7 protein-coding genes and 1 tRNA gene are annotated in these 22,742 nt (G+C 66.4%); 3 read left to right on the top strand and 5 right to left on the bottom strand.

Annotated features, from left to right (window positions below; all coding sequences use genetic code 11):
- Positions 1-358 precede the first annotated feature (358 nt).
- Complete coding sequence (locus NOF53_RS01225) at positions 359-1,276, top strand: alpha/beta hydrolase (protein WP_255965147.1); 918 nt, start codon at positions 359-361, stop codon at positions 1,274-1,276.
- A gap of 69 nt (positions 1,277-1,345) precedes the next feature.
- Here NOF53_RS01225 and NOF53_RS01220 read toward each other — a convergent pair whose 3' ends face one another.
- The gene (locus tag NOF53_RS01220; protein ID WP_255965146.1) at positions 1,346-1,771 is read right to left on the bottom strand and encodes an SRPBCC family protein; all 426 of its coding nucleotides are present in this window, start codon (positions 1,769-1,771) and stop codon (positions 1,346-1,348) included.
- A gap of 333 nt (positions 1,772-2,104) precedes the next feature.
- Positions 2,105-2,176 (bottom strand) — tRNA-Thr (locus NOF53_RS01215).
- Positions 2,177-2,248: 72 nt separating this feature from the next.
- Between NOF53_RS01215 and NOF53_RS01210 the strand changes: the two genes are divergently transcribed.
- Both NOF53_RS01210 and NOF53_RS01205 read left to right on the top strand, forming a co-directional pair.
- On the top strand, positions 2,249-2,629 hold the full coding sequence (locus tag NOF53_RS01210) for a nuclear transport factor 2-like protein (protein WP_255965145.1): 381 nt from the start codon (positions 2,249-2,251) through the stop codon (positions 2,627-2,629).
- Positions 2,630-2,651: 22 nt separating this feature from the next.
- On the top strand, positions 2,652-4,085 hold the full coding sequence (locus tag NOF53_RS01205; RefSeq protein ID WP_255965420.1) for a threonine/serine exporter family protein: 1,434 nt from the start codon (positions 2,652-2,654) through the stop codon (positions 4,083-4,085).
- Between the two features lie 91 nt (positions 4,086-4,176).
- Here NOF53_RS01205 and NOF53_RS01200 read toward each other — a convergent pair whose 3' ends face one another.
- From NOF53_RS01200 to NOF53_RS01190, 3 genes are all read right to left on the bottom strand, one after another.
- Positions 4,177-4,428, bottom strand: coding sequence for an MbtH family protein (locus NOF53_RS01200; RefSeq protein ID WP_109326935.1), 252 nt, complete (start codon positions 4,426-4,428; stop codon positions 4,177-4,179).
- Positions 4,425-5,771: a lysine N(6)-hydroxylase/L-ornithine N(5)-oxygenase family protein gene (locus tag NOF53_RS01195; RefSeq protein ID WP_255965144.1), complete on the bottom strand. Its 1,347-nt coding sequence runs from the start codon at positions 5,769-5,771 to the stop codon at positions 4,425-4,427. Before NOF53_RS01195 ends, NOF53_RS01200 begins: the two co-directional genes overlap by 4 nt.
- A gap of 160 nt (positions 5,772-5,931) precedes the next feature.
- On the bottom strand, positions 5,932-22,713 hold the full coding sequence (locus NOF53_RS01190) for a non-ribosomal peptide synthetase (RefSeq protein ID WP_255965143.1): 16,782 nt from the start codon (positions 22,711-22,713) through the stop codon (positions 5,932-5,934).
- Between the last annotated feature and the right edge of the window lie 29 nt (positions 22,714-22,742).

The raw sequence follows: 22,742 nt of genomic DNA, 5'->3' as shown, positions 1-22,742 counted from the left end.
CAGGCTCCGGGCCGGATGCCACGGAGCCACTCGCCTGAATGCCAAGGCCGCCGGTTCTTCTCGTGCGCCTGGTCGCGGCGAGACAGCGCGGTAGGACCGCGCGGTCAGCGCAACCTGGAGGGACCGCGAGCAAGATCAGCAATACCTACATTCGCGATGGCGCTGCCCGCGGCAAGGTCCTGCTCGCCGTGGCGGTATCGAGCCGTACTGCGGCCGAACTGTTGCCGGCAAGACCGAGATCGTTTGCGAGAGCGTTCTGAGCGTGCCGAGGATCACGCAAAACCCAAGTCGGTTGAACGGTGCCGAGCGCGGCACGGCGATAGCGTCGTGATGAGACTTCGGAGTGTGAGGAGGGCGCGTGCGGTTCGCGCTGAACGATTTGTTGGCTGACGTGCCTGAGGAGCAGGTGGATGAAGCTCGGAGCTTCTACAACTCGCGGGCGGCTGGCCGTGGCCCCAACACTCCTGAGGAGTTGAGGGAAGTACGGGCGACGCGGTCCGCTCCTTCTCCCGCCGATCCACCTGCGATTGAAGAGATGGTCGAAGCCGCGGGAGTGCGCGTCCCGGTCAGGATCTTCATTCCCACCGGCGGGCGAGCGCGGGGCGTTTATCTGGACATTCACGGTGGTGGCTTCTACATGGACTCCGCAGCACGAGAAGACGTGCGCAACCGCGAACTCGCAGAGGCGCTCCACATCGCCGTCGTCAGCGTCGACTACCGGTTGGCACCCGAACACCCGTGGCCTGCCGCACCCGATGACTGTGAAGCGGCGGCGCTCTGGCTCATCGAACACGCCGATGCCTACCTCGGATCATCCCGACTGGCGATCGGGGGGCGATCGGCGGGAGCAACACTCGCTGCAGCAACCCTGCTCCGACTGAGAGACCGAGGAGCCGTGGACAAGTTCACCGGCGCCGCACTCCAATTCGGCACGTATGACTCGAGCGCGCAGACTCCGGCCGGACGTCGGATCGCGGACGAATACTTCATCCAGGCCTACGTCGGCCACGTGGAAGATCGCACTGCGCCAGACATCTCTCCTATCTACGGCGACCTCCGCCGCCTTCCCCCGGCGCTGCTGGTCGTCGGAAGCAAAGACGTGTTGTTGGAAGACAACCTCGCGATGGCAGGTCAGCTCTCCGCCGCCGGTAACGACGTCGAGCTCCGGATCTATCCCGAGTCGCCACACGGGTTCACGGGCCACCCCACGGCAATGGCCAGGACGGCGCTGAGCGGCGTCCATTCCTGGCTGCTCGAGCGGGTCGCCCAACCGTAGGATCACTCGAAGGCGATCACGGTGGGAGCGCTCCGCAGGTCGATCGGCAGATGTCTAGCCTTCGGGCGATCAGGACGGGGACGTCGGTGCAAGCTCGCCCAAGTGGTGCAGTGAGTTGGTGAGATGCTCAGGACCGAACGGCGGGAACTGGAGGTACTCCCGGATGAACTGCGGCACCGCCGACCAGTCGTAGGTGAGCGTGACCTCAGTCTCGGACGGACCACGCGGCACCAGATCGTAACGCCAGATCCAGCCGCCGAACTCCAGGTGACCGTCGTCCTTCTCCTGCCCCGTCAGCCAGCCAATGGCGCGCGGCGGGTCCAGCACCTCGACCTGGTTGGCCACCTGGTAGTCACCGTTTGGATGGTTGGGGTGGTACATGTTCATCCGGAAGATCTGCCCCACCTTCGCTAACCGAACCTGGACCGGGACGAGATCGCGGCCCGCGGCACCGACATTGCCCGAATCAGTGCATGCATGCGTCAATTCACTCACGCATTCTGACTGAAGCCCTCGGCGAGTCGTATCCCGGACTGCACAATCTCGACCCGACGGGATACGGCCCGCACCCTCCACGTTAAACCGCCCCCGGACGGACCTCAATGGCCAGTTCGACGGCGGTCTTCGTCGTTTGGCAGGGGACATTCATCGCACCGGTGACAGCGATGGCGTCGCACCAGCTCGACCGTCGAGACCTTCCACCGCCGAACCACGCACACCACCGATCCCGCCGGCAGCTGAAGCTCGGAGTGGGCCGCCACTCGTACTCACGGCAGTACATCGCCCAGGTCTCGCCGGCGTGACGAAACGCGTCGAAGAGAGTGGTTGAGCCTCCTGTCAGGATTGAACTGACGACCGCTCGCTTACAAGGCGAGTGCTCTACCACTGAGCTAAGGAGGCGGACACGCGCGCCCATCATATCCATATGGAGAACGCCGTCGACTTCCGGCCATATTGGATAGCGTTGATGTCATGAGTACCTCGGAGATCGCCACTGTCCTTGCTTGGCACGACGCCCTCAACTCCGGCGACATCGACACGTTACTGTCGCTGTCGAGTGACGACGTCGAAGTGGGTGGGCCGAAGGGCGCGAGTCAGGGCCTGACGGCGCTGCGCGAATGGGCGTCGACCGTGAACATCACGCTGATTCCGAAGCGGATGTATTACTACGACGGGGTCATTGTCGTCGAACAGCAGGCCACGTGGGCGACCGCACCCGAGGAGACGAGTATTGTGGCGTCCGCGTTCCGAGTAGTCCACGATCAGGTCATCTCCACTTTCCGCCACGAGACACTCGATTCGGCGTTGAAAGCTACAGATTTGACCGAGAAGGATCGTGTCTCAGACACGTAGGATGGCGAAGCTCACAGAGGGTATGGCAAAGCTCACAGACACGCTCCAGCGTTTGACCGGCGACCGCCGCGCCACCGTCGACACGGTGACGGCGGCGCCGACGCCACTCCAGCCGATCGACCTCACCGACGATGCGGTGGTTGCCGAGGTTCTCGACCTCGCCGTCCGGGTGGGTGAGGTACTGCTCGCGTCGGGGACGGGCGCGATGGACACGGCCGAACAGGTGCAGTTCATCGCCGCGACCTACGGCCTCGCGCAGTGCGACGTGGACGTGACCTACAACTCGATCGTCCTTTCCGCCTACCGCGGCCCCACCCTTCCGCCGGCGAGCACGATGCGGATCGTGCACTACCGCTCCATGGACTTCACCCGCCTCGCCGCGGTCGACCGCCTCACTCGACGTATCCGCCGCGAGGCCGTCACTCCGAGCGAGGCCCACGAGGCACTGACTGCGGTCACCACGGCGCCGCACCCTTACAGCCGGTGGATCGCGACGCTGGCGTGGTCGTCGATGGCCGCGTCCATCTCCGTGTTGATGGGTGGTGGGGTGCTGATGGCCTCGGTCGCCTTCCTCACGACAATGGTGATCTACCGGGTCAACCGCGTGCTCAACCGGGTGGGGCTGCCGTTCTTCTTCCAGCAGGTGGCGGGCGGTCTCGTGGCCGCTGCCCCGGCTGCCACGCTCTACACGTTCCAGGATCAGCTGGGAGTCGACGTCAGACCGTCACAGATCATCGCCGCCGGTGTGGTGGTGCTGTTGTCCGGATTGTCGCTGGTCGGCTCCGTCCAGGACGCCATCACGGGGGCACCGATCACTGCGGCGGCCCGGTTCTTCGAAGTGGTCATGATGACCGGCGGCATCATCGCCGGCGTGGCCATCTCCCTGCGTGTCACCGGGTTGTTCGGTTCCACACTTCCGCCGGTCAACGTGGAGATCAACGAGCTCACTCAGCTGCCCGTGCTGGTCATGTCGGGGGCGTTCGCCTCGATGTTCTACGCGCTGGCCTGCTACGCCGAGCAGCGCGCGCTGACGGCGGCGTGGATGGGCGGCGCGGCCGGCTCGCTGGTTTACATGGTGGCGCACCAATTCGGAGTGGGACCCATCATCGGCTCCGCCCTCGCGGCGACGGTGGTCGGTTTTGCGGGTGGCCTGATGGCTCGGCGAGCGCTCACACCGCCTCTGGTCGTCGCCGTGGCCGGCATCACGCCACTGCTACCGGGTCTCTCGCTGTATCGAGGCCTGTATGCGCTGCTCAACAACGAAGTGGTTATCGGACTCAGCTCGTTGCTGGCTGCGTTCGGTATCGGTTGCGCACTCGCGGCGGGCGTCACTCTCGGCGAATGGCTGGCCCGGACCCTGCGACGGCCGCGCATCCTGCGTTACACAGAGAACATCCGCCGCCCCGTCATCAAGACGAGGCGGCGGAAGCCTGTGGAAACGCCCAGGGCAGCCTGAAAGACACGGAACCGTTCGATCCGTCCCCTGCGGGGCGGATCGAACGGCCGTAGGCTCGGTGAGCTGTCACTGCAGTGCAGCTCCGTTCAGGTCAGCTCTTGTCGACGCTGTGACGACCACCTGACTTCTCGTCGGCCTCCATGGCCTCACGCAGGCTTTTCGGCCGCATGTCCGTCCAGTTCTTCTCCACGTACTCGAGGCATGCTGCGCGGCTCTCTTCGCCGAAAACCACACGCCAGCCCGCCGGCACCTCAGAGAACGTCGGCCACAGAGAGTGCTGCTCTTCGTCGTTCACCAGCACGTAGAAGCGGCCTTCTTCGTCATCGAATGGATTGGTGCTCATCTCGCCTCGCTTGTCGCATACGTGTCCTGTGCGTTCACACTAGCAAGCGTGCCGATCCGGCCGCGCCGTGTTACGACAGATGTCAAGATCTCTCCCGCCCGCACGGCAACGTTCGACAGGAGCGACGACGTGATTCCGTGCGTTTTCTCCGTGCCGCCCTGAAGATAGATTCCCGCTGTGACGTCCGGCGAAACCGCCAACCGATAATCACGACCCACCTCACGCGGCGGGTGCATCTTCGGTGCGAGGTCACCGAGAAGCGGTTCGAGATGCGCCGGGGTGAACCCGGTGGCAAGAATCAACGCATCACAGGCGAGTGTGTCGGTGAGGCCGTCGACGGCGCTGCGTACCGCGACGTCGATACCGTCCGAACTCTCCTCGACGGAGACGATCTCGGACGCGCGGCGCATGAAGAGCCGGCGACGACCACGTACCCGCTCCTGGTATTCCTTGGCATACAACTCGTTGATGAGTTCGATGTCCACAACTGAATAATTGGTGCTGCGATGGACATCGAGCAGCCGCAGGCGCTCCACTTCGGGTGCGCCGTGCAAGTCGTCCACGGCCTCCGGGTCGAAGATGCGGTTGGCGTAAGGGCTGTCGTCCGCCGGGCTGTAGCCGTACCGCGAGAAGACGCTGTGGACTTCGGCTTCGGGGAAGTTGCTGTGCAGGTACTGAACGATTTCGGCTGCACTCTGACCGGCACCGAGGACGGCGAACCGCTGGTGGACGGGGGCGGGCAACTCACCGATACGGAACAGGAACTGGTGATTGTGGAAGCAACGCATGGATTGAGAGGCCCACTCCGGGATGCGCTCCTGGAGACCGGCCCCCATCACGACGTTGCGGGCGATCACCGCGGTGCCGTCGGACGCTCGGACCTCGAAACGGTCGATTGTTCCGTCGCTGTTGCGGATTCCTCGCACTGATTCCACCGCAGTGCCGTACTGGACGTCCGCGCTGACGCGTCCGGCCGCCCACTGCAGGTAGTCGTGAAATTCGTGGCGCGTGGGAAAGAACGTCTGGTGGTTGACGAAATCGACCAGACGTCCGCGCTCGAACAGGTAATTGAAGAAGGTGTACGCGCTACGGGGATTGCGGAACGTGACGAGGTCCTTGGGAAAGGCGATCTGCATTGTCGCCCCGTCCAGCAGCATTCCCGGGTGCCACGCGAAACGATCCTGCTTTTCGAGGAACTGTGCGCTGATCTGCTCGCCCGGCGCGCAGTTCATGTTGTGTTCCTCGATGGCAATGGCCAGCGCGAGATTCGCAGGTCCGAACCCGACACCCACGACATCTCGCACTGGGAGATCCGTATCGACCATTTCCGGCGATTCGTTCATAGCATGCTGTCCCGTCCTCGACGCCGCGTCGCACCCGACCCAGCTGCCGTCTGCCCTAGAAAGTAGTGAAGCCTATCCTTATTTTGAGCACAGTACCAAGAAGAAGGCCGGTCCGGGACGGCCATCTCGGCACCGACCCTGCGATCCGGATCACGTGTGGTCATGCCGCTTCCCCGCTCCAGGTCGCCACCAGCGCCGTCAACTCCGCCGCCCACCTCGCCACGGTGTCGAACTCCAGGACCGCCGAGGAGAAGGAGAAGTAGGCGTGCACGGGCCCGTCTCCGACGGGCTCGTAGAAGCTCAGCGTGAGATCTGCGTCCGGCACGCCGACCGGTACCGGCATCAACCCGCCCAGCGCACCCAGGTGCGACAGCCGTGCCTGCTCGTGATGCACCAACATGATCTGCGGACGCATCACCGGGGAATCGTTTCCGTCGAGCGCATCCACTACATCGGCGAAGGCGATGTCCTGGTTGTCCAAGGCATCGAGGTTGCCCGCGCGGATGCGTCGCAACAGCTCCGGGCCGTCCGGTTCTCCGCTCGTATCCGTCCGCAGCAGAACAATGTTGAAGAAGCAGCCGATCAGGTGGTCCAGCGCCTCCTCCGAGCGTCCCGCGACCAGAGACCCCATCGGGATGTCCGTACCGGCGCCGTGACGTGTCAGCACGGTCGCAAGCGCAGCCTGCAACACCATGAAGAAACTGGTTCCGGTACGGCTCGCCAGCGCATCGATGGCGGCGTGCAGATCCGCGTCGATCTCCACGGGCACGATCTCCGCGCGCGGGGGGGTCTGCGGATCCGGGCGAGGCAACTCCAGCTCCGCCGGCATTCCGGCCAACCGCTCCCGCCAGTACGCGAGCTGCCGGGCGTGCCGGCTGCCCGGATCGGCCGGATCGCCCAGCAGCGCACGCGACCACACGACGTAGTCGGGGTAGCTCACGGGCAGTGGTTCCCACTCCGGTGCGTTGCCGTCCGAACGCGACGCGTACGCGCCCAACAGATCCCCGAGCAACGGCACCACCGACCACTCGTCCACCGCGATGTAGTGCATCACCAGGAGCAGGGCCTGCGTGCCGTCCGCGCCACCCACGAGATGCGCTCGGAGCGGCGCCTGCTCGGTGAGATCCATCGGCTTCTGTGCCAGGGCAAAGACCGTGCGGTGCACGTCGCCGTCGCCGTCGCCGACGTCGACCACGTCGAGGAACGGCCGAACCGCTTCCTGTGCAATGACGGTGCCGTCGATCTCCACACACACGGTGCGCAGCGGTTCGTGGCGGGACGCGACATCGCCCAACGCCTGCGCCAGGATCGCTGGATCGACCGTCCCACGAAGCTGCAGGGACAGTGCATGGCTGGCTGTGGCGTCGCCCCCGGCCGCGCGGAACTGCTTCCAGAACCGACGCTGCGGTCCGGACAGCGACACCACGTCCGGGCGCGGGTACACCGGTGCAAGTACCGGTCTCCCGCTTCCACCGGCGTCGAGCACGATCGCCGCGAGCTCGGCCACCGTGGACCGGTCGAAGATGTCCCGAATGCCGATGTCGACACCGAATCGCTGACGGATTCTGCCCACCAACCGCATCGATGCCATGGAGTTTCCACCGAGGTCGAAGAAATTGTCATGGATCCCGACCGACGGCAGGTGCAGAATCTCCGCGAATGCCTCGGCGATCTCCTTCTGTTCCGGCGTCCGGGCGGTGCCGTCCCCGGTAAGCGCAGACCAGTCCGGCAGGGGAAGTGCCTTGCGGTCGAGTTTTCCGTTCGGCGTCAACGGCAGATCCCCGTCGAGCACCACCACGAGAGTCGGCACCATGTAATCGGGCAGTCGTGCGGCAGCATGCTCGCGCAACGCCCGCGGGTCCACGGAGTCGGACACCAAACCGTCGGACGGGGTCACGTAGCCGACGAGCCGGACGATGTCGCCTTCCCGATCCGCTACCACAGCAGCCTGTTTGACACCCGGATGGCTACCGAGCGCCGCGATGATCTCACCGAGTTCGATGCGGAATCCACGGATTTTCACCTGATCGTCGACACGCCCGAGGAAATCGATGTTGCCGTCTGCCCGCCAGCGCGCCCGGTCACCTGTCCGGTACATCCGCGAACCGGCGGCACCGAAGGGCGAGGACACGAAGCGCGCCGCAGTGAGGTCGGGCCGGCCCAGATAGCCACGCGCAAGCCCGCGTCCGGCGATGTACAACTCCCCCGCCACACCGGGCGGGACCGGCTGCAGGCGGTCGTCGAGCACGTAGGCCTGCTCGTTGGGGTCGGGAATGCCGATCGGCACGGCCGAGGTCCAACCAGGCTCGGCCTGCCACAGGGTGTTGTTGACGGTGGCCTCGGTGAGGCCGTAAGCAGCAAGCAGATTGAGCCGTTCCGCCCATCGTCCGATCAGCTCGGGTGGCACCGTCTCCGTGCCCACCAGCACCGTGCACCCCTCGGGAACAACGCATCCCGCGGGAAGAGCCGCCAACAGGGACGGCGGGATGATCGCGTGCGTCACCGCCTGCACGGCCATGAAGTCCGTGAGTTCTGGTCCTGCCACCCGGGCGTTATCCGGGACGATGACCAGACGCGAACCCGTGCACAGGGCCATCGACAGCTCGAAGACCGCCACGTCGAAGCCGATCGACGCGAACTGCATCACCACCGAACCCGGAACCAGTCGCATCCGCTCCTCCGCCGTGGCCACCAGGCTGGGGATGCCGTCGTGGGTGAGGATCGCGCCCTTGGGTTTTCCGGTGGAACCCGACGTGTAGATGACGTACGCGACGTGGTCCACACCCCGGGGCGGACACGGCAACTTCTCATCGTGCGCGGTGTCGAATTCGGCGACAATCGATGCATCGTCGAGGAGGACGCGGACGAGTCCGTCCACCTCCGCGATGCGCGGACTCTCCGAAACCGTTGTCACGAGTACCTGCGCGCCGGAGTCGGAAAGCATGTACGAGATGCGGTCGGACGGATGGTTCAGGTCGAGCGGGAGATAAGCGGCGCCCAACTTCAGTGCGGCGAGGACCACGGCGACCATGTCCACCGACCGGGGAACCGCCAACCCGACAACGCTTTCGACGGACACACCGCGGCGATGCAGCAGTGTCGCAATGCGGTCGGCGCGTGCACTCAACTGCGCGTACGACGCCTGACCGTGCTCGTCGACCACAGCGACGGCGTCCGGGGTGCCTGCTACGTGACGTGCGAACGCCTCGTAGAACGTCTCCTCCGCGACGGGCAGAGCGGTGTCGTTGAACCGTCGCACCACCAGTTCTCGTTCCTCGTCGAGGAATACGTCGAGATCGACGACCGGGACGTCCGACTGCGCTGCGATCGCATCGAACACGGCGATCTGCCGTCGTGCGATTTTCGCAGCGGTGTCCCGGTCGAACAGGTCACTGCCGTACTCGAGGCGCAGTTCCACCCGCTCCTCGTCGAGAAACTCGGTGTAGTTGAACACCAGGTCGAACTTGGCCGTGCGTTCCTCGAACTGCACCGGGGTCACCGAGAGTCCGGGAGCGACCGCCGATTCCACCGTGCGACTGTGGTAGCCGACCATCACCTGGAACAGGGGATTCCTGGCCAGGGTGCGGCCGGGATTGACCCTCTCCACGACCGCCTCGAACGGCACGTCCGAGTGAGCGAATGCGGCCAGGTCGACGCCCCGGACCCGATCCAGCAACTCGTCGAACGTCGGATTGCCGGACACGTCCGTCCGCAACACCACGGTGTTGACGAAGAAGCCGATGAGCTCGTCCAGACCCTGCTCACTTCTTCCCGCGACCGGTGCCCCGATCGGCAGGTCGTCACCCGCACCCAACCGATGCAACAACGCCGCGGATGCCGCGTGCATCACCATGAACATGGTGGTGCCGGTGGCACGCGCCAGCGCACGGAGCGAACGAGTGGTGGCAGCATCCAGCACCGACTCGATGGCTCCGCCCGAGAAGCTGGGCCGCGCCGGGCGAGTGCGGTCGGCGGGAAGCATTAGTTCTTCGGGTGCCCCGTCGAGTGTCGTCGCCCAGTAGTCGAGTTGACGGCTCACCAGGCTCGACGGGTCCTGTGGATCGCCCAGCATCTCCCGCTGCCACAGGGTGTAGTCGGCGTACTGCACGTCGAGCGGTTCCCATACCGGTGCCGAATTCTGCGCGCGGTGGGCGTAAGCCGTCATCAGGTCCCGCAGGAACGGGCGGTCGGACCACTCATCGGTGGCGATGTGGTGCAACACGATGGCCAAGACCTGCTCGTCACCGACCCCGATGACGGCCGCTCGGACCGGGATCTCCGTCGCCAGATCGAACGGGTGACCGACCGCGTCACCGACCAACCGGACGAGGTCGGCGTCCGTGCCGTCCACCACGGAGACTTCGGGTCGCACGTCGCCGAGGATCACCTGCACCGGCTCGCCGTCGTGCTCCCCGAACACGGTGCGAAGCGACTCGTGCCTCACCACGACGTCGGTCAGCGCCTGCTCGAACAGCGCAGGGTCGAGCGGGTCCCGCAGTCGCAGCACGATCGGGAAGTTGTAGGCGCCCGAGTACCTGTCCATCTGCTGCAGCAGCCAGAGACGTTGTTGCGCAGCCGAAAGGGGAAGGTGCTGGGGCCGCGATCGGGCGCTCAGCACGGGACGCGTCGACCCCGTGTTGCCCCGGATCCGGTCGGCCAGCTCGGCGACGGTGGGAGCCTCGAACAGGTCGCGCATAGCGAGGTCCGTGTCGAGCGCGGCTCGCGCACGGCTGATCAGGCGAGTAGCCAGCAGTGAGTGCCCGCCGAGGTCGAAGAAGTTGTCATCGACGCCGGGAGCCGGGACTCCGAGGATTTCGCCGAACAGCTCGGACAGCACCCGCTCGGTGGTGTCGCGCGGTTCGGTGCGCGCACCGGCATGGGCGCCGAGCACCTCGTCCGCCGAGGGGAGCGCCTTGACGTCGAGTTTGCCGTTGACCGTCATCGGCAGCGACTCGACCTCGATGACCGCGGCGGGAATCATGTAGTCCGGCAGGGTGGCGCGCAGCGCCCGTGCGTACTTGTGGTTGTCCTGGCTACCAGAAAGGCGCACGGGGACGGCGTAGCCGACGAGTCGCTTGAAACCACCCGCGCCCGAATCGACCACGACCGCGGCCTGGCGCACGTCGTCCAGCGCTTCGAGGGCGGAGGAAATTTCGCCGAGCTCGACGCGGTGACCGCGAATCTTCACCTGATCATCGGTACGGCCGAGAAAATCAACACACGCTAGTACATTTCCCCTCGCTCCGCTCGACCAGACGGCGCGGCGGCGGACCAGATCACCCGTCCGATACATACGTATGGATGAGCCGAACGGATCGGCGACGAACCGCTCGGCCGTCAGTGCGGATCGGCCGAGATAACCGCGCGCCAGCCCGACTCCCGAGATGTACAGCTCACCGGGAACACCATCCGGGACCGGACGCAGCCAGGCGTCCAGCACATACGCCGAGGTGTTCCAGATCGGGGTTCCGACCGTCGGAGTGACGCTGTCGCCGGTGCCTGCCCCGAGGGTGTTGATCGTGTACTCGGTGGGGCCGTACAGGTTGTAACCGCACGTTCCCTCGGTGTCCCGCAACCGGTTCCATACCGAGTCCGACACGGCCTCCCCGCCGAGCAGCACCAGAGGAGGCCGATGACGTCCGTCGCCGTCATCGAGCAGTCCTTCCTCGAACAGATGTTGCGCATACGTGGGCGTGACGTTGACGACGTCGATCCGGTGGGCGTCGCAGTAGGACACCAAGGCTTCGGCGTCGCGCCGGAGGTTCTCGTCGCAGATGTGTACCTCGTGGCCTTCGACGAGCCACAGCAATTCCTCCCACGACATGTCGAATGCGAACGACACCGTGTGGGCGATGCGTAGACGCCTGCCTCCCGCGGCACTCACCACGGGTTCGAAGATTGCCTCGCGATGGTTGAACTGCATGTTGGTCAAACCGCGGTACGGCGTGACCACGCCCTTCGGTTTACCTGTCGACCCCGACGTATAGATGACGTACGCGGGATGGTCCAGCCGTCCCGGTGTCCCCGGAACGAAACTCCCGAGTTCGAGATCGGACAGCGGCTCCGAAGACACGGAGCCGAGGAGGGCGGGGTCGACCAGAAGAACGTCGACGTGCGCCGCGGCCAACGTGTCCGCGACCTCGGAGGTGGTCACCAGGGTCACCGGGCGTGCGTCGTCGAGCATGCCCACCAGTCGCTCGGCCGGGTGGTCCAATTCGAGCGGTAGGTACGCGGATCCGGTGCGCAACACTGCGAACAACGCCACGACCATCTCCACCGACCTCGGGAGCGCGAGCGCGACGATCTTCTCGGGGCCTGCGCCGTGACCCAGCAGGAGCCGGGACATGCGGTTGATGTCGGCGTCGAGTTCCGCGTACGTCACTGTGCGGTCCCCGAAGACGAGGGCCGAGTGGTCCGGGCGCTGCCGGGCGGCGTCCGCGAACAGGTCGGCGATGGTCGCGTCGGGCAACACCTTCGTTGCCGGCGGGGTGCCCGCGGCTGCCCCCGGGATGCTGCCCACCATCCCGAACATATCGGTGGACCACTGGGCGAGCACGTCCACGAATCGGGCCAGCATGGCCTCCACCCGCGACTGCGCCATGCGATCGGGGTGGAACTCGAACTTCACCTTCACACTGGTGCCCGGCGTCACGACGACGGTCAGCGGGTAGTGGGTGTGGTCTATGCTGTCGCCACCGCTGATGTCGTGGGCGGCGTTGAGCGCCGACACCTGGTTCTCGTCCACGAAATTCTGCAGCACGTACAGCACGTCGAAGAGTTGGCGATGATTCGATACTCGCTGGATGGACGCCAGACCGAGGTAGTCGTACGGGGTCAGCGCCAGCCGCTCGGACTGGGTCCGGCGCAGCAGATCGGTGACGCGCTCGCCCGGACGCAGCGTCAGGCGGACCGGCACCGTATTGAGGAACATGCCCGCCACGGCGTCGAGGCCCGGCACCTCAGGGGGACGACCGGCCACAGTGGTGCCGAACACCACATCCTGTTTTCCCGTTTCGATCCCGAGTACGACGGCAAGGGCCGCGTTGAGCACGGCGTTGAACGTGACACCTGCCCCACGTGCAGCGGCCCGGAGCCGCTCACTGAAGTCCGCATCGAGCACGGCATCTCGGCGCTGGGGCGGCTGTGGCTCGTCCACCACTGCGGCGGCCAACAGAGTCGGTTCCTCGAGACCGCGGAGCGCCTCCGTCCATGCCTCCTGCGCCGCGTCCGCGTCCCGTGTGGCCAGCCAGGTCAGGTAGTCCTCGAACGTGCCCTCGGGAGCGGCGAAGCTCGAGTCGTCCCCCGCCGAGTCGTAGAGGGCGAGAAGCTGACTCACCACGAGGCCGTTGGACCAGCCGTCCCACAGCAGGAACTGCCGGTTGACCACCAACCGGTCGTGGTCGTCCTCGAGACGCAGGACCATAACGCGCCACAGCGGCGGGGCCGTCAGATCGAACGGGGTCAGCCGATCGCGGGCGGCCAATTGTTCTGCATAGTCGGCCCGTTCGGTGTCGCCCAGATCGCGAAGATCGAATTCGGTGATCGGCACATCGAGCTCGGCGCTGAAGAACTGCACCGGCGTCGAGAGTCCTTCACTGACGAACCCTGCACGGAGGGTGGGGTTGCGCCGTTGCAGGGTGCGCAGGGCAGCAGCAAGCCGGTCGAGGTCCAGACGGTGCGCGAAATCGAGGGAGAACTGTGCCGTGTAAATGTCCGAACCTGCCGCGAAGCCTGCCTGGAAGTACAACCCCTCCTGAAGGGGTGACAGAGGAAGCACCGTCTCGACGCCCGCGGGACAGGTCGCCGCGATGCGGTCTATCTCATCCTGGGTCAGGTGAACCAACGGCAGATCCGACGGGGTCAGCAGGGCCGGCCCCCGGTGTTCGGATACGGACTCCGCCAATTCTCCGAGAGCCGACACCCAGCCCTCGCTGAGCGCGATCGCGTCGTCCTCGCTCAGGTCGTCTGCCGACCAGGCGAAGACTGCGTGCAGCTGCGAACCGTGTTCGCCGTCGTCGCAGAGCGCGTTGACCACCAACCGGTAGGGCGCACCGAAGTCGGCGCCGGGATCCGTGACGAGGGAATCGGATTCGGCGGCAGGCGTCCACGCCCCGGACCCGGCGTGCGGCATCCGGCCCAGGTAGTTGAACAACACCTGGGACTCCGGCCGAGACCCGAGGATCCGAGCGGTCCGCGCGTTGACGTACCGCAACATCCCGTACCCGATTCCGCCGTCCGGCGCCGCACGCAGCTGTTCCTTCACCGCCTTCAAGGTGTCGAGCGCGCCCCCGGCACTGCGCAACCGCACCGGAGCGACGTTGGTCAGCCAACCGACCGTGCGCGAGAGGTCGAGGCCAGGGGTCAATTCCTCACGGCCGTGCCGTTCGAGGTCCACCAGCAGGTCGTGATTGCGGCCGCTCGCTGCGAACCATCGGTCGACGGCCAGCCGCAGTGCGGCGACCAGGACGTCCGTGACGTCAGCGCCGACTGCGACCGGAACGGTGGTCAGCAGCGCGTTCGTGAGTGCGGAGTCCAGACGCACCGTGCGGCGGGCGCCGCTGCCCACCACCGCGGTACCCGAGGCACCGGGCACGAGGTCGGCGCCCGGTTCGGTGACCTCGAGCCAGTGGCCGAGTTCAGCGAGACGTGCGGGCTCGTGCGCCTGTTCGGTCACGATTCGCGAGAACCCCCGCAGCGAGGTGGACACCGGATCGAGCGCCGACGGCTGCCCGCTGTCGGCGGCCACCCACGCCATGGCAAGGTCTTCGACCAGGATTCGCCACGACACCCCGTCGACGACGAGGTGGTGGGCGACGAGCAGCAGCCTGCCGAGCGCGTCCGGCCCCGCGTCGAACCACACGGCCGACACCATGGTGCCGCTGTCGGGGTCGAGCCGGTCGGTGGCTGCGTCGGATTCCGCTGCCACCAGCTGACGCAGTGCCTTGTCGTCGAGTCCAGTCGCGTCGACCCGGCGGAACGACGCCTCCGCCGACTCTGTGATCTCGAGCGACCACACGCCGGGTGCATGCCGGGTCAGGTGCTGACGAAGGCCGTCGTGATGCGCGATTATCGAGCGGAGCGCGGCTGTGAGCACGTCGGTGCTGGTGCCGGCGGGGGTGTGCAGGAGGACGGCCTGGTTGAAACGGTCCTTGTCGCCACTCCACTCGGAGAGCCGGTGGACGACGGGAAGCGGTAGCAGCGCGCCCGTTCGAGCGCCGACCGGCGCGGCGGTTTCGGCAACGACTGGGGCATCCCCTGCCAGCCGGGCGAGGGCCGCCGGCGTCCGCTGTTCGAAGATCTGGCGTGGCGTGATCGTCATTCCTTCGCGGCGCGCGAGATTGACCAGGCGGATGGCCAGAATGCTGTCCCCACCGAGCATGAAGAAGTCGTCGTCCACTCCGACCGTGTCGAGTCCGAGGACTTCGGCGTAGCGGGCGGCGAGCATCGCGGCGGTGTCATCCCCACCGGCGAGCGCTGATGCCGCCGGAGCCGGGAGCGTGGGCGCCGGAAGCGAGGTGCGATCCAGCTTGCCGCTCGGGGTGAGCGGGAAAGCGTCGAGCACCACGAAGAGGACGGGAACCATGTACTCGGGAAGAGCGGATTGCAGCCGGGCGCGAACGTCGTCGAGATCGACGTCGCCTACGACGTACCCCACCAATTGTTGCCTGCCCGGGCGGTCCGAACGCACGACGGCGGCCGCCTGCCGCACCCCGGGACAGGCAGACAGGTGTGCCTCGATTTCACCGAGCTCGATACGGAAGCCCCGCAGCTTCACCTGATCGTCCACTCGGCCGACGTACTCGACGGCACCATCAGGGTTGATCCGTGCGATGTCGCCGGTGCGATACATGCGAGTACCGGAAGACGAGAACGGGTCGGCGACGAAACGCTCGGCACTCAGCGCTGCCCTGCCGAGATATCCGTCGGCCACCTGCGGTCCGGACAGGTAGAGCTCTCCCGATGCACCCGGCGGCACCGGATGCAGGTACCGGTCGAGGACGTACAGTCCGGTGTTCGACGTCGGGAAGCCGATCGGCACCGACGACGCCGCAGCGTCGATGTTCTGCACGGACGCCGCGTAACTCACCTCCACCGACGCCTCGGTCGGACCGTACAAATTGTCGACTTCCACGCCCGGCAGCACTTCGGCCACCCGGCGTGCCGACGCCACCGGCAGGGCCTCACCGCTGCAGGCGATGATCCGCAATCCAGTGCAGCCGGCTGCGGCAGGTTCCGCGAGGAACGCCTCGAGCATGGAGGGGACGAAATGTGCTCGGGTTACCGATTTTCCGACGATGACGTCGGCGAGGTACGCGGGATCCTTGTGTCCGTCCGGGCGCGCGAGGACGACGGTAGCGCCCGCGACGAGGGGGCCGAAGAGTTCGGGCACCGACACGTCGAAGCTGGCGGGGGTCTTCTGAAGCACCCTGTCCGATGCGGTGATCGGCCGGAAGGTTTGCATCCACAGCAGTCGGTTGACGATGCCGGCGTGAGGCACGACGACGCCCTTGGGCCGTCCGGTCGAACCGGACGTGTAGATCACGTATGCGGGATGGCGCGACGACGAGCCGATCTCGGGCAGCGGCACCGACGAGTAGTCGTCCGCATCGCTGACGCGCACCAGCGGGACGCCGGCGTCCTGGACGAGTGCGGCGGAACCGCTGTCGGTGAGCACGCAGACCGGGCGCGCGTCACTGATCATGTATGCCACACGTTCTGCGGGATAGCCGGTATCGAGCGGAACGTACGCTCCGCCGGCCTTCCCGACCGCCAGAAGGGACACCATCAGATCGAGCGAACGTGGCAGCGCCACGGCCACCCTCGTGCCCGGGAGCACGCCGCGCTCGATCAGCAGTCGTGCGAGACGGTTTGCCCGGGAATGCAACTCGGAGTAGGTGAGCTGTTCGTCCTCGAACACGACGGCCACCGCGTCGGGCGTCCGAGCCGCCTGCTCCACGAGAAGGGCGGTGAGAGTCGTGTCGGGAAACGCCCGCCGCGCGTCGTGCACCGCCGACGCGGCCGGCCGGGGCGATACCAGAGCCACACTCGACACGGTTTGGTCGGCGTCACGGGTCACCTCCCGTAGATAGGCCACCATCGATTCGGCGAACCGGTCAGCCGTCACCGAATCGATGCGCGACGCGTCGTACTTCAGCTCGAGGGTCAACGTGTCGCCAGGCACGACGATCAGCGTCATCGGGTAAGGCGGATGCTCGTCGAAGCGCACGTTCGTCAGATGCACAGTGCCGGACGGATCGACGGCAGCGCCCTCACCCAGCGGGTAGTTCTCGAAGACGACGAGTGTCTCGAACATGTTCTCGAGGCCCGCTGCACGGCGCAGTTCGGCCAGGCCGACATACTGGTGATCGAGGAGCGCGGACTGCTCGTCCTGCCAACGCGTGAGCGCCTCGGCCACCGCCTCGGTGGGCCGATACCTCAGTCGCGCCGGTACGGTGTTGATGAACAACCCCACCATGGATTCGATCCCTGACAGATCGCCGCCGCGGCCCGACACCGTGGAACCGAACACCACGTCGTCCGTGCCGGTGAGCCGGCCCAGGACGAGCCCCCACGTGCCGTGGACGAGCGTGCTGAGTGTCAACCCGCGGGCCCGGCCGACTGCGACGAGTGCGTCGGTATCCGCGGACGGCAGCCCCACCCGCACGCTGCGAATGCCGGATTCGCCCGGTGCCGCAGTGCGGGGCAACTCCACCTGCTCCGGTACATCCCGGAGCGCCTCCCGCCACACCTCGAGCGACGCATTCCGGTCCCGCGCCGCGAGCCACTCGAGGTAACTGCGGTACGGGGTGGGTGCCGGCAACGCCGGCGGTGTGTTCGCCGCACTGTAGAAAGCCAGCATCTCGCGCAGCATCACCGGCACCGACCACCCGTCGGCGATCACGTGGTGAATCGACTGCAGCAGAAGGTACTTCTCCGACTCCACCTGGGCGAGGGTGTAGCGCAGCAGCGGTGGGCGGTCGAAGACGAATCCGCGAGCACGATCCGCGGCCAGCACCTCTTCGACCCGCTGGTGCGGGTTCGCGACTTCGGTGAGGTCGAGCACATCCATCGGTACCCGGACACCGTCACAGATCACCTGCACGATCCGGCCGTCCGACACGGACGACAGTGCGGTGCGCAGAGCAGCGTGCCGATCGACCACGGACTGCAATGCCCGGTGCAGTGCGCCCGGGTCGACCGGCCCGCTCAGCTCGATCACCTGTTGGACCACGTAGGGATCGGAGCCCGTGTCCTCGAAGACCGACTGGAAGTAAATGCCCTCCTGCAACGGCGTCAACGGGAGCACATCGGACGGCGCCGACAAGGCGTCCACATCCTGCTGCGTCAATCCGGCCAGCGGGAAGTCCGAGGGTGTGCGGCCGCCCAGGCGTTCGATCGCGGCCACGGCCGACAACGCCGTCGACCACTCCTCGGCGAGCGCCTCGACATCGTTGCGCCCAAGAATCCCGGGCGCCCAAGTGAATGAAGTACTCAACACCGGACCGTCTGCACCGTCTTCGGCGATCACGTCCAAGGTCAGCACGTGCCCGAGCGGCATGCGCGGGTCGTCGGCGCCGCCCATCGCGCGAGGCAGCCAGTCGGCGTCTCCACCGGACGTGACTCGGCCGAGGTAGTTGAAGAGCACCTGAGGAGTCGGTGCGTTCTCGAGTACAGGGACCGAGTCACCGAGGTATCGCAGTGCGCCGTAACCGAACCCGGCGCCCGGGATGCTGCGCAGCTGCTCCTTGACGGCCTTCAGCGCCGACGCCAGCCCCTCGTCGTCGTCCACGACACCGGCGTCGATCGACACCGGATACACCGTGGTGAACCAGCCGACAGTTCGAGAGAGATCGACCGCGGGCCCGCCGGGCGCGCGCACGAGGTCCTCTTCGCGTCCGTGACCCTCGAGGTCGAGCAGCATCGTGCCCGGCGTTACGTCCCCTCGACGAGCGACCTGCCACCGCCTCGCAGCCACGGCAAAAGCGGTGAGCAGCACGTCGTTGACAGAGCCGGAGAACGCCGCGGGAACGGTTGAGAGCAGAGGGCGGGTGAACTCGGGCGCCAGAGTCACGGTGAGGGTCTCGGCATCACCGGCCAGGTCGACCGTGGGGTCGAGTGGCCGGGATCCCAGCATCGGGTCGGGAGTCGACGTCACCGTCTTCCAGAACGACAATTCGGAATCGAATGCGCCGGCCCGTGCGCGTTCTTCGAGCAGCGCGGACCAACGGCGCAGCGAAGTGCCGACGGGGGCAAGGGCGGGCTCGGCGCCGGAAAGGAGTGCCGTTCCCGCGTGCGCCAAGTCTTCGAGAATGATGCGCCAGGACACACCGTCAACCACCAGGTGGTGGCCGACCAGAAGCAGTCTGCCCGGACCGGAGGTGGCCCGGAACAGGACGGCCTGCAGCATCGCGCCGCGGTCAGGATCGAGCCGGCCGAGCGCTGCGGAAGTTTCGGCGTCGAGTAGCTGGGGATCGAGCTGATCTACGCTCCCTTCGACCTCGACGACACGCAGAGCGTCGGACGCCGACGCGGGATCCCAGTGCGGCACAGACAGTGTCCACCGCTCCCCACGGATCAGCCGCGCTCGCAGGGCGTCGTGCCGCTCGAGTACGGCCGAAAGCGCTCCGCGCGCAGCCTGTTCACCGAATGCGGGCGGGGTCTGCACCAGCACCGACTGGTGGAACCGGGTGATGTCGTCTCCGGCTTCGCTGATGCGGGCGAGGATCGGAGTGCCGGTGACAGTGCCGAACGCGACATCGTCCGTGTCGGCCGCTGCCACCTCACGCCCGGCCTCGGCCCGGGCGAGCGCTTCGGCAGTGCGGAGCTGGAACACCTCGCGCGGACTGATCGAAAATCCTTCCCGGCGAGCATGATTTACCAACGAGATGGCGACGATACTGTCACCGCCCAGCGCGAAGAAGTCATCAGAGACACCGACCGACTCCACCCCCAGGACTCCGGCCATCAACCCGCACAGCGATTTCTCGACGGCGGTACGCGGGGCGACCTTGTCACCCGCTGCTCCGAGGTCGCGTTCAGGCAGGGCCCGCCGGTCCAGTTTGCCGTTGGGCGTGAGCGGGAACCGGTCGAGAATCACGAAAGCCGAGGGCACCATGTATTCGGGCAGCCTCGACGACACCCATTCCCGCAGCCCGGAGTTGTCCAGTGCCGAACCGGAGTCGGGCACGACGTAGGCGGCGAGATACTTGGCGCCGGTCGGTGTCTCGCGCACGACCACTGCGCTGTGTCGCACCTCGGGGTGAGCGACGAGTCCAGCCTCCACGTCCTCGAGTTCGAGGCGCATACCCCGGATCTTCACCTGATTGTCGGCGCGGCCGAGAAAGTCGAGCGAACCGTCGGCGCTCCATCGAGCCAGGTCGCCGGTGCGATAGAGGCGTGAACCGTCGTCGGCGAAGGGATTGGCAACGAAGCGTGCCGCTGTCAGAGGAGACGCGCCGACATACCCGCGTCCGAGCAGGAATCCGCCCGCGTAGAGCTCACCACTCGCACCGAGCGGTACCGGGTTCAGGTGCCCGTCCAGAACGTAGAGCTGGGTCCCGGGATTGGGACGGCCGATCGACGTCGCGATCCGTGCGGCATCCTCCCGATAGACGACGTGCGACACACCGATGGTGGCTTCCGCGGGGCCGTACCCGTGATACAGCGTCGTCGACAACTGGGCACGGAAACGCTCGAACAGCTCTGGTGTGAGAACCTCACCGCCACACCACACATGCTTCAGCGCGGACAGCTGCTCCGTGCCGCGCGACAAGTCGAGAAGAACGTCGAGCATCGAGGACACGAGGTAGACGAATGTCACCGACTCTCGCGCAATGAGGTCGAGCAGGTACTGAGGGTCGCGCTCCCCGCCGTGCTCGGCCACCACCAGCCGTCCGCCCGACACCAGTGGCAGTAGGATTTCGTTGACCGAGATGTCGAAAGACAAGGGGGCCTTGAACAAAGACGTGTCCCCGGCTCCGAACTTCAGAATTTCGTCACGCTGCCACAGCAAGCGTGCGCATACCGCTTCGTGACGGATCATCGCACCCTTGGGCCGGCCCGTCGATCCCGAAGTGAAGATGACGTACGCCAACCGGGAACCCTGCATGGTGACGGCGGGCATGTCGGTGGCGTTGTCCGCGTGCGCCCAGTCCGCCAGGTCGACCGGGACTGCGCTGCTACCGGCGTCCGCCACCCCGCCGGGCCCGGTGAGGACGAGGCTCACCCCCGCGTCCTCGAGCACAGCGACGCGACGCCCCCGCGGCCAGGACGGATCGAGGGGAACGAACGCGCCACCCGCGCACACCACGGCCAGAAGGCCGACCACCATCTCCGCCGAACGCGGCAACCCCACTGCCACAACGTCCTCGGAACCCACACCGCGCTCACGCAGGTGATGGGCGAGTTGGGCCACCCGCTCCCCGAGCTCGCGGTACGTGATCCGGACCTCGCCGGCCACCAGCGCCTCCGCATCCGGGGTGCGATGCACCTGCTCCTGGAACAGTACGGGGATCGTCACCGACTCGTGTGCGCGGCCGGTGTCGTTGAACTCCACCAAGAGTTGGTGACGTTCGGCCTCCGTCAGTGGGTCGAGAGAGGACACGGCCGCGACGGGATCGGCGACGAACTGGCCCACGAAATGTTCGAGCCGTCGACGGTGTTCCTCGAGTTCGGCGGCCAGGCCGTGCGGCGCCCGCAGATCGATCTGGATGGCTTCCGAATCCTGTCCTCCGCGGATGGAGAAGTCGAGGTCCGAGACCGGTCCGGTGGCCGAACTCCGCACCCATGCGGGGAAACCGCCGAACGTCAGCGAATGCTCGAACATCATCGAATTGATGCCGGGTCCGAAGATCTGGCGATCCGGGTCGAGCGACCGCAGGTCCCGGGCCAGGTCTTCACCGCGGTAACGACCGTGCCGCAGCACCGAGATGAGGGTCGTGTCGATGCGCCGGGCCAGCGCGGCCACCGTCATGTCGGAATCGACCTGAATCCGCAACGGCAGGATGGTGGAGGCCATACCGGGCACTCGGCGCATGTCGCGCCCGACCCGCGCCGTCATCGGCAGCGACAAGGTGAGGTCGCGCCTGCCGGTGATCCGGTGGATGTAGGCCATCACGATCGCAAGCGGCAGCCGGGTGCGGCGGATTCCGGCATCGGCGGCGAAGGCGTACAGGGCGTCGGCGTCTTCCCCGTCGATCTCGACCACTGCCGAGATCGGCGCTTCCGACCGTTCGTCCACGGGAGGGAGCAACCGCGGAGGTTCCGGTGCGTCGATCACCTGCTGCAGCCAGAACTCGCGATCGGCGGCGAATCGCGCGGACCCGCGGTACTCACGGTCGGCGGCAAGGAGCGTGTCGAGGGACCAGGGGCCTGCGGCGGTCTCGAGGTCGGGGTTGTCGTAGCGCTCGACGACATCGGCCACCAGCAGGGTGATGCCGTAACCGTCGATGATGCTGTGGTGGTAGCGCTGGTACCAGATCAACGATTCGTTGTCGGTGCGCAATAAAGCGTGGTGGAACAACGGTTTTTCGTCCCCGACAGCGACCACGGTCTGCATGTCGCGTTCCATCCACGCGTGCGCACTGGACTCCGGGTCGTCTTCGGCGCGCAGATCGACGACGCTCAGAGTCCAGTCGTCGCGAGCCGTGGGAACCTGGAGAAGTTCGTCGCCGTCTCCCCGCTCGAAACGCACGTGCAGCGCTTCGGCGCGTTCGACCGTCTTGCGGACAGCGATGATGGTGCGGTCCAGATCGACCGGACCGGCAACCTCGACGACCAGCGACAGGTTGTACACCGGGCTGCCCGGGTTCAACTCCTGACCGACCCAGACCTCGGACTGCGCGGCAGTGAGTGGCAGCGCGGTCGGCGTAGACACTGAGGTGCGAACGCTCTCAGTGGAGGGAAACCGAGGCTGGGCAGCCGCCGAGTCGTCCGGTGACATGGGTGATCCGATCGTCCGTCGAGAGTGCT

The organism is Rhodococcus tibetensis (assembly GCF_024438035.1).
GTDB lineage: Bacteria > Actinomycetota > Actinomycetes > Mycobacteriales > Mycobacteriaceae > Rhodococcus_F > Rhodococcus_F tibetensis.
This window is presented reverse-complemented; position numbering and strand designations above follow the sequence as displayed.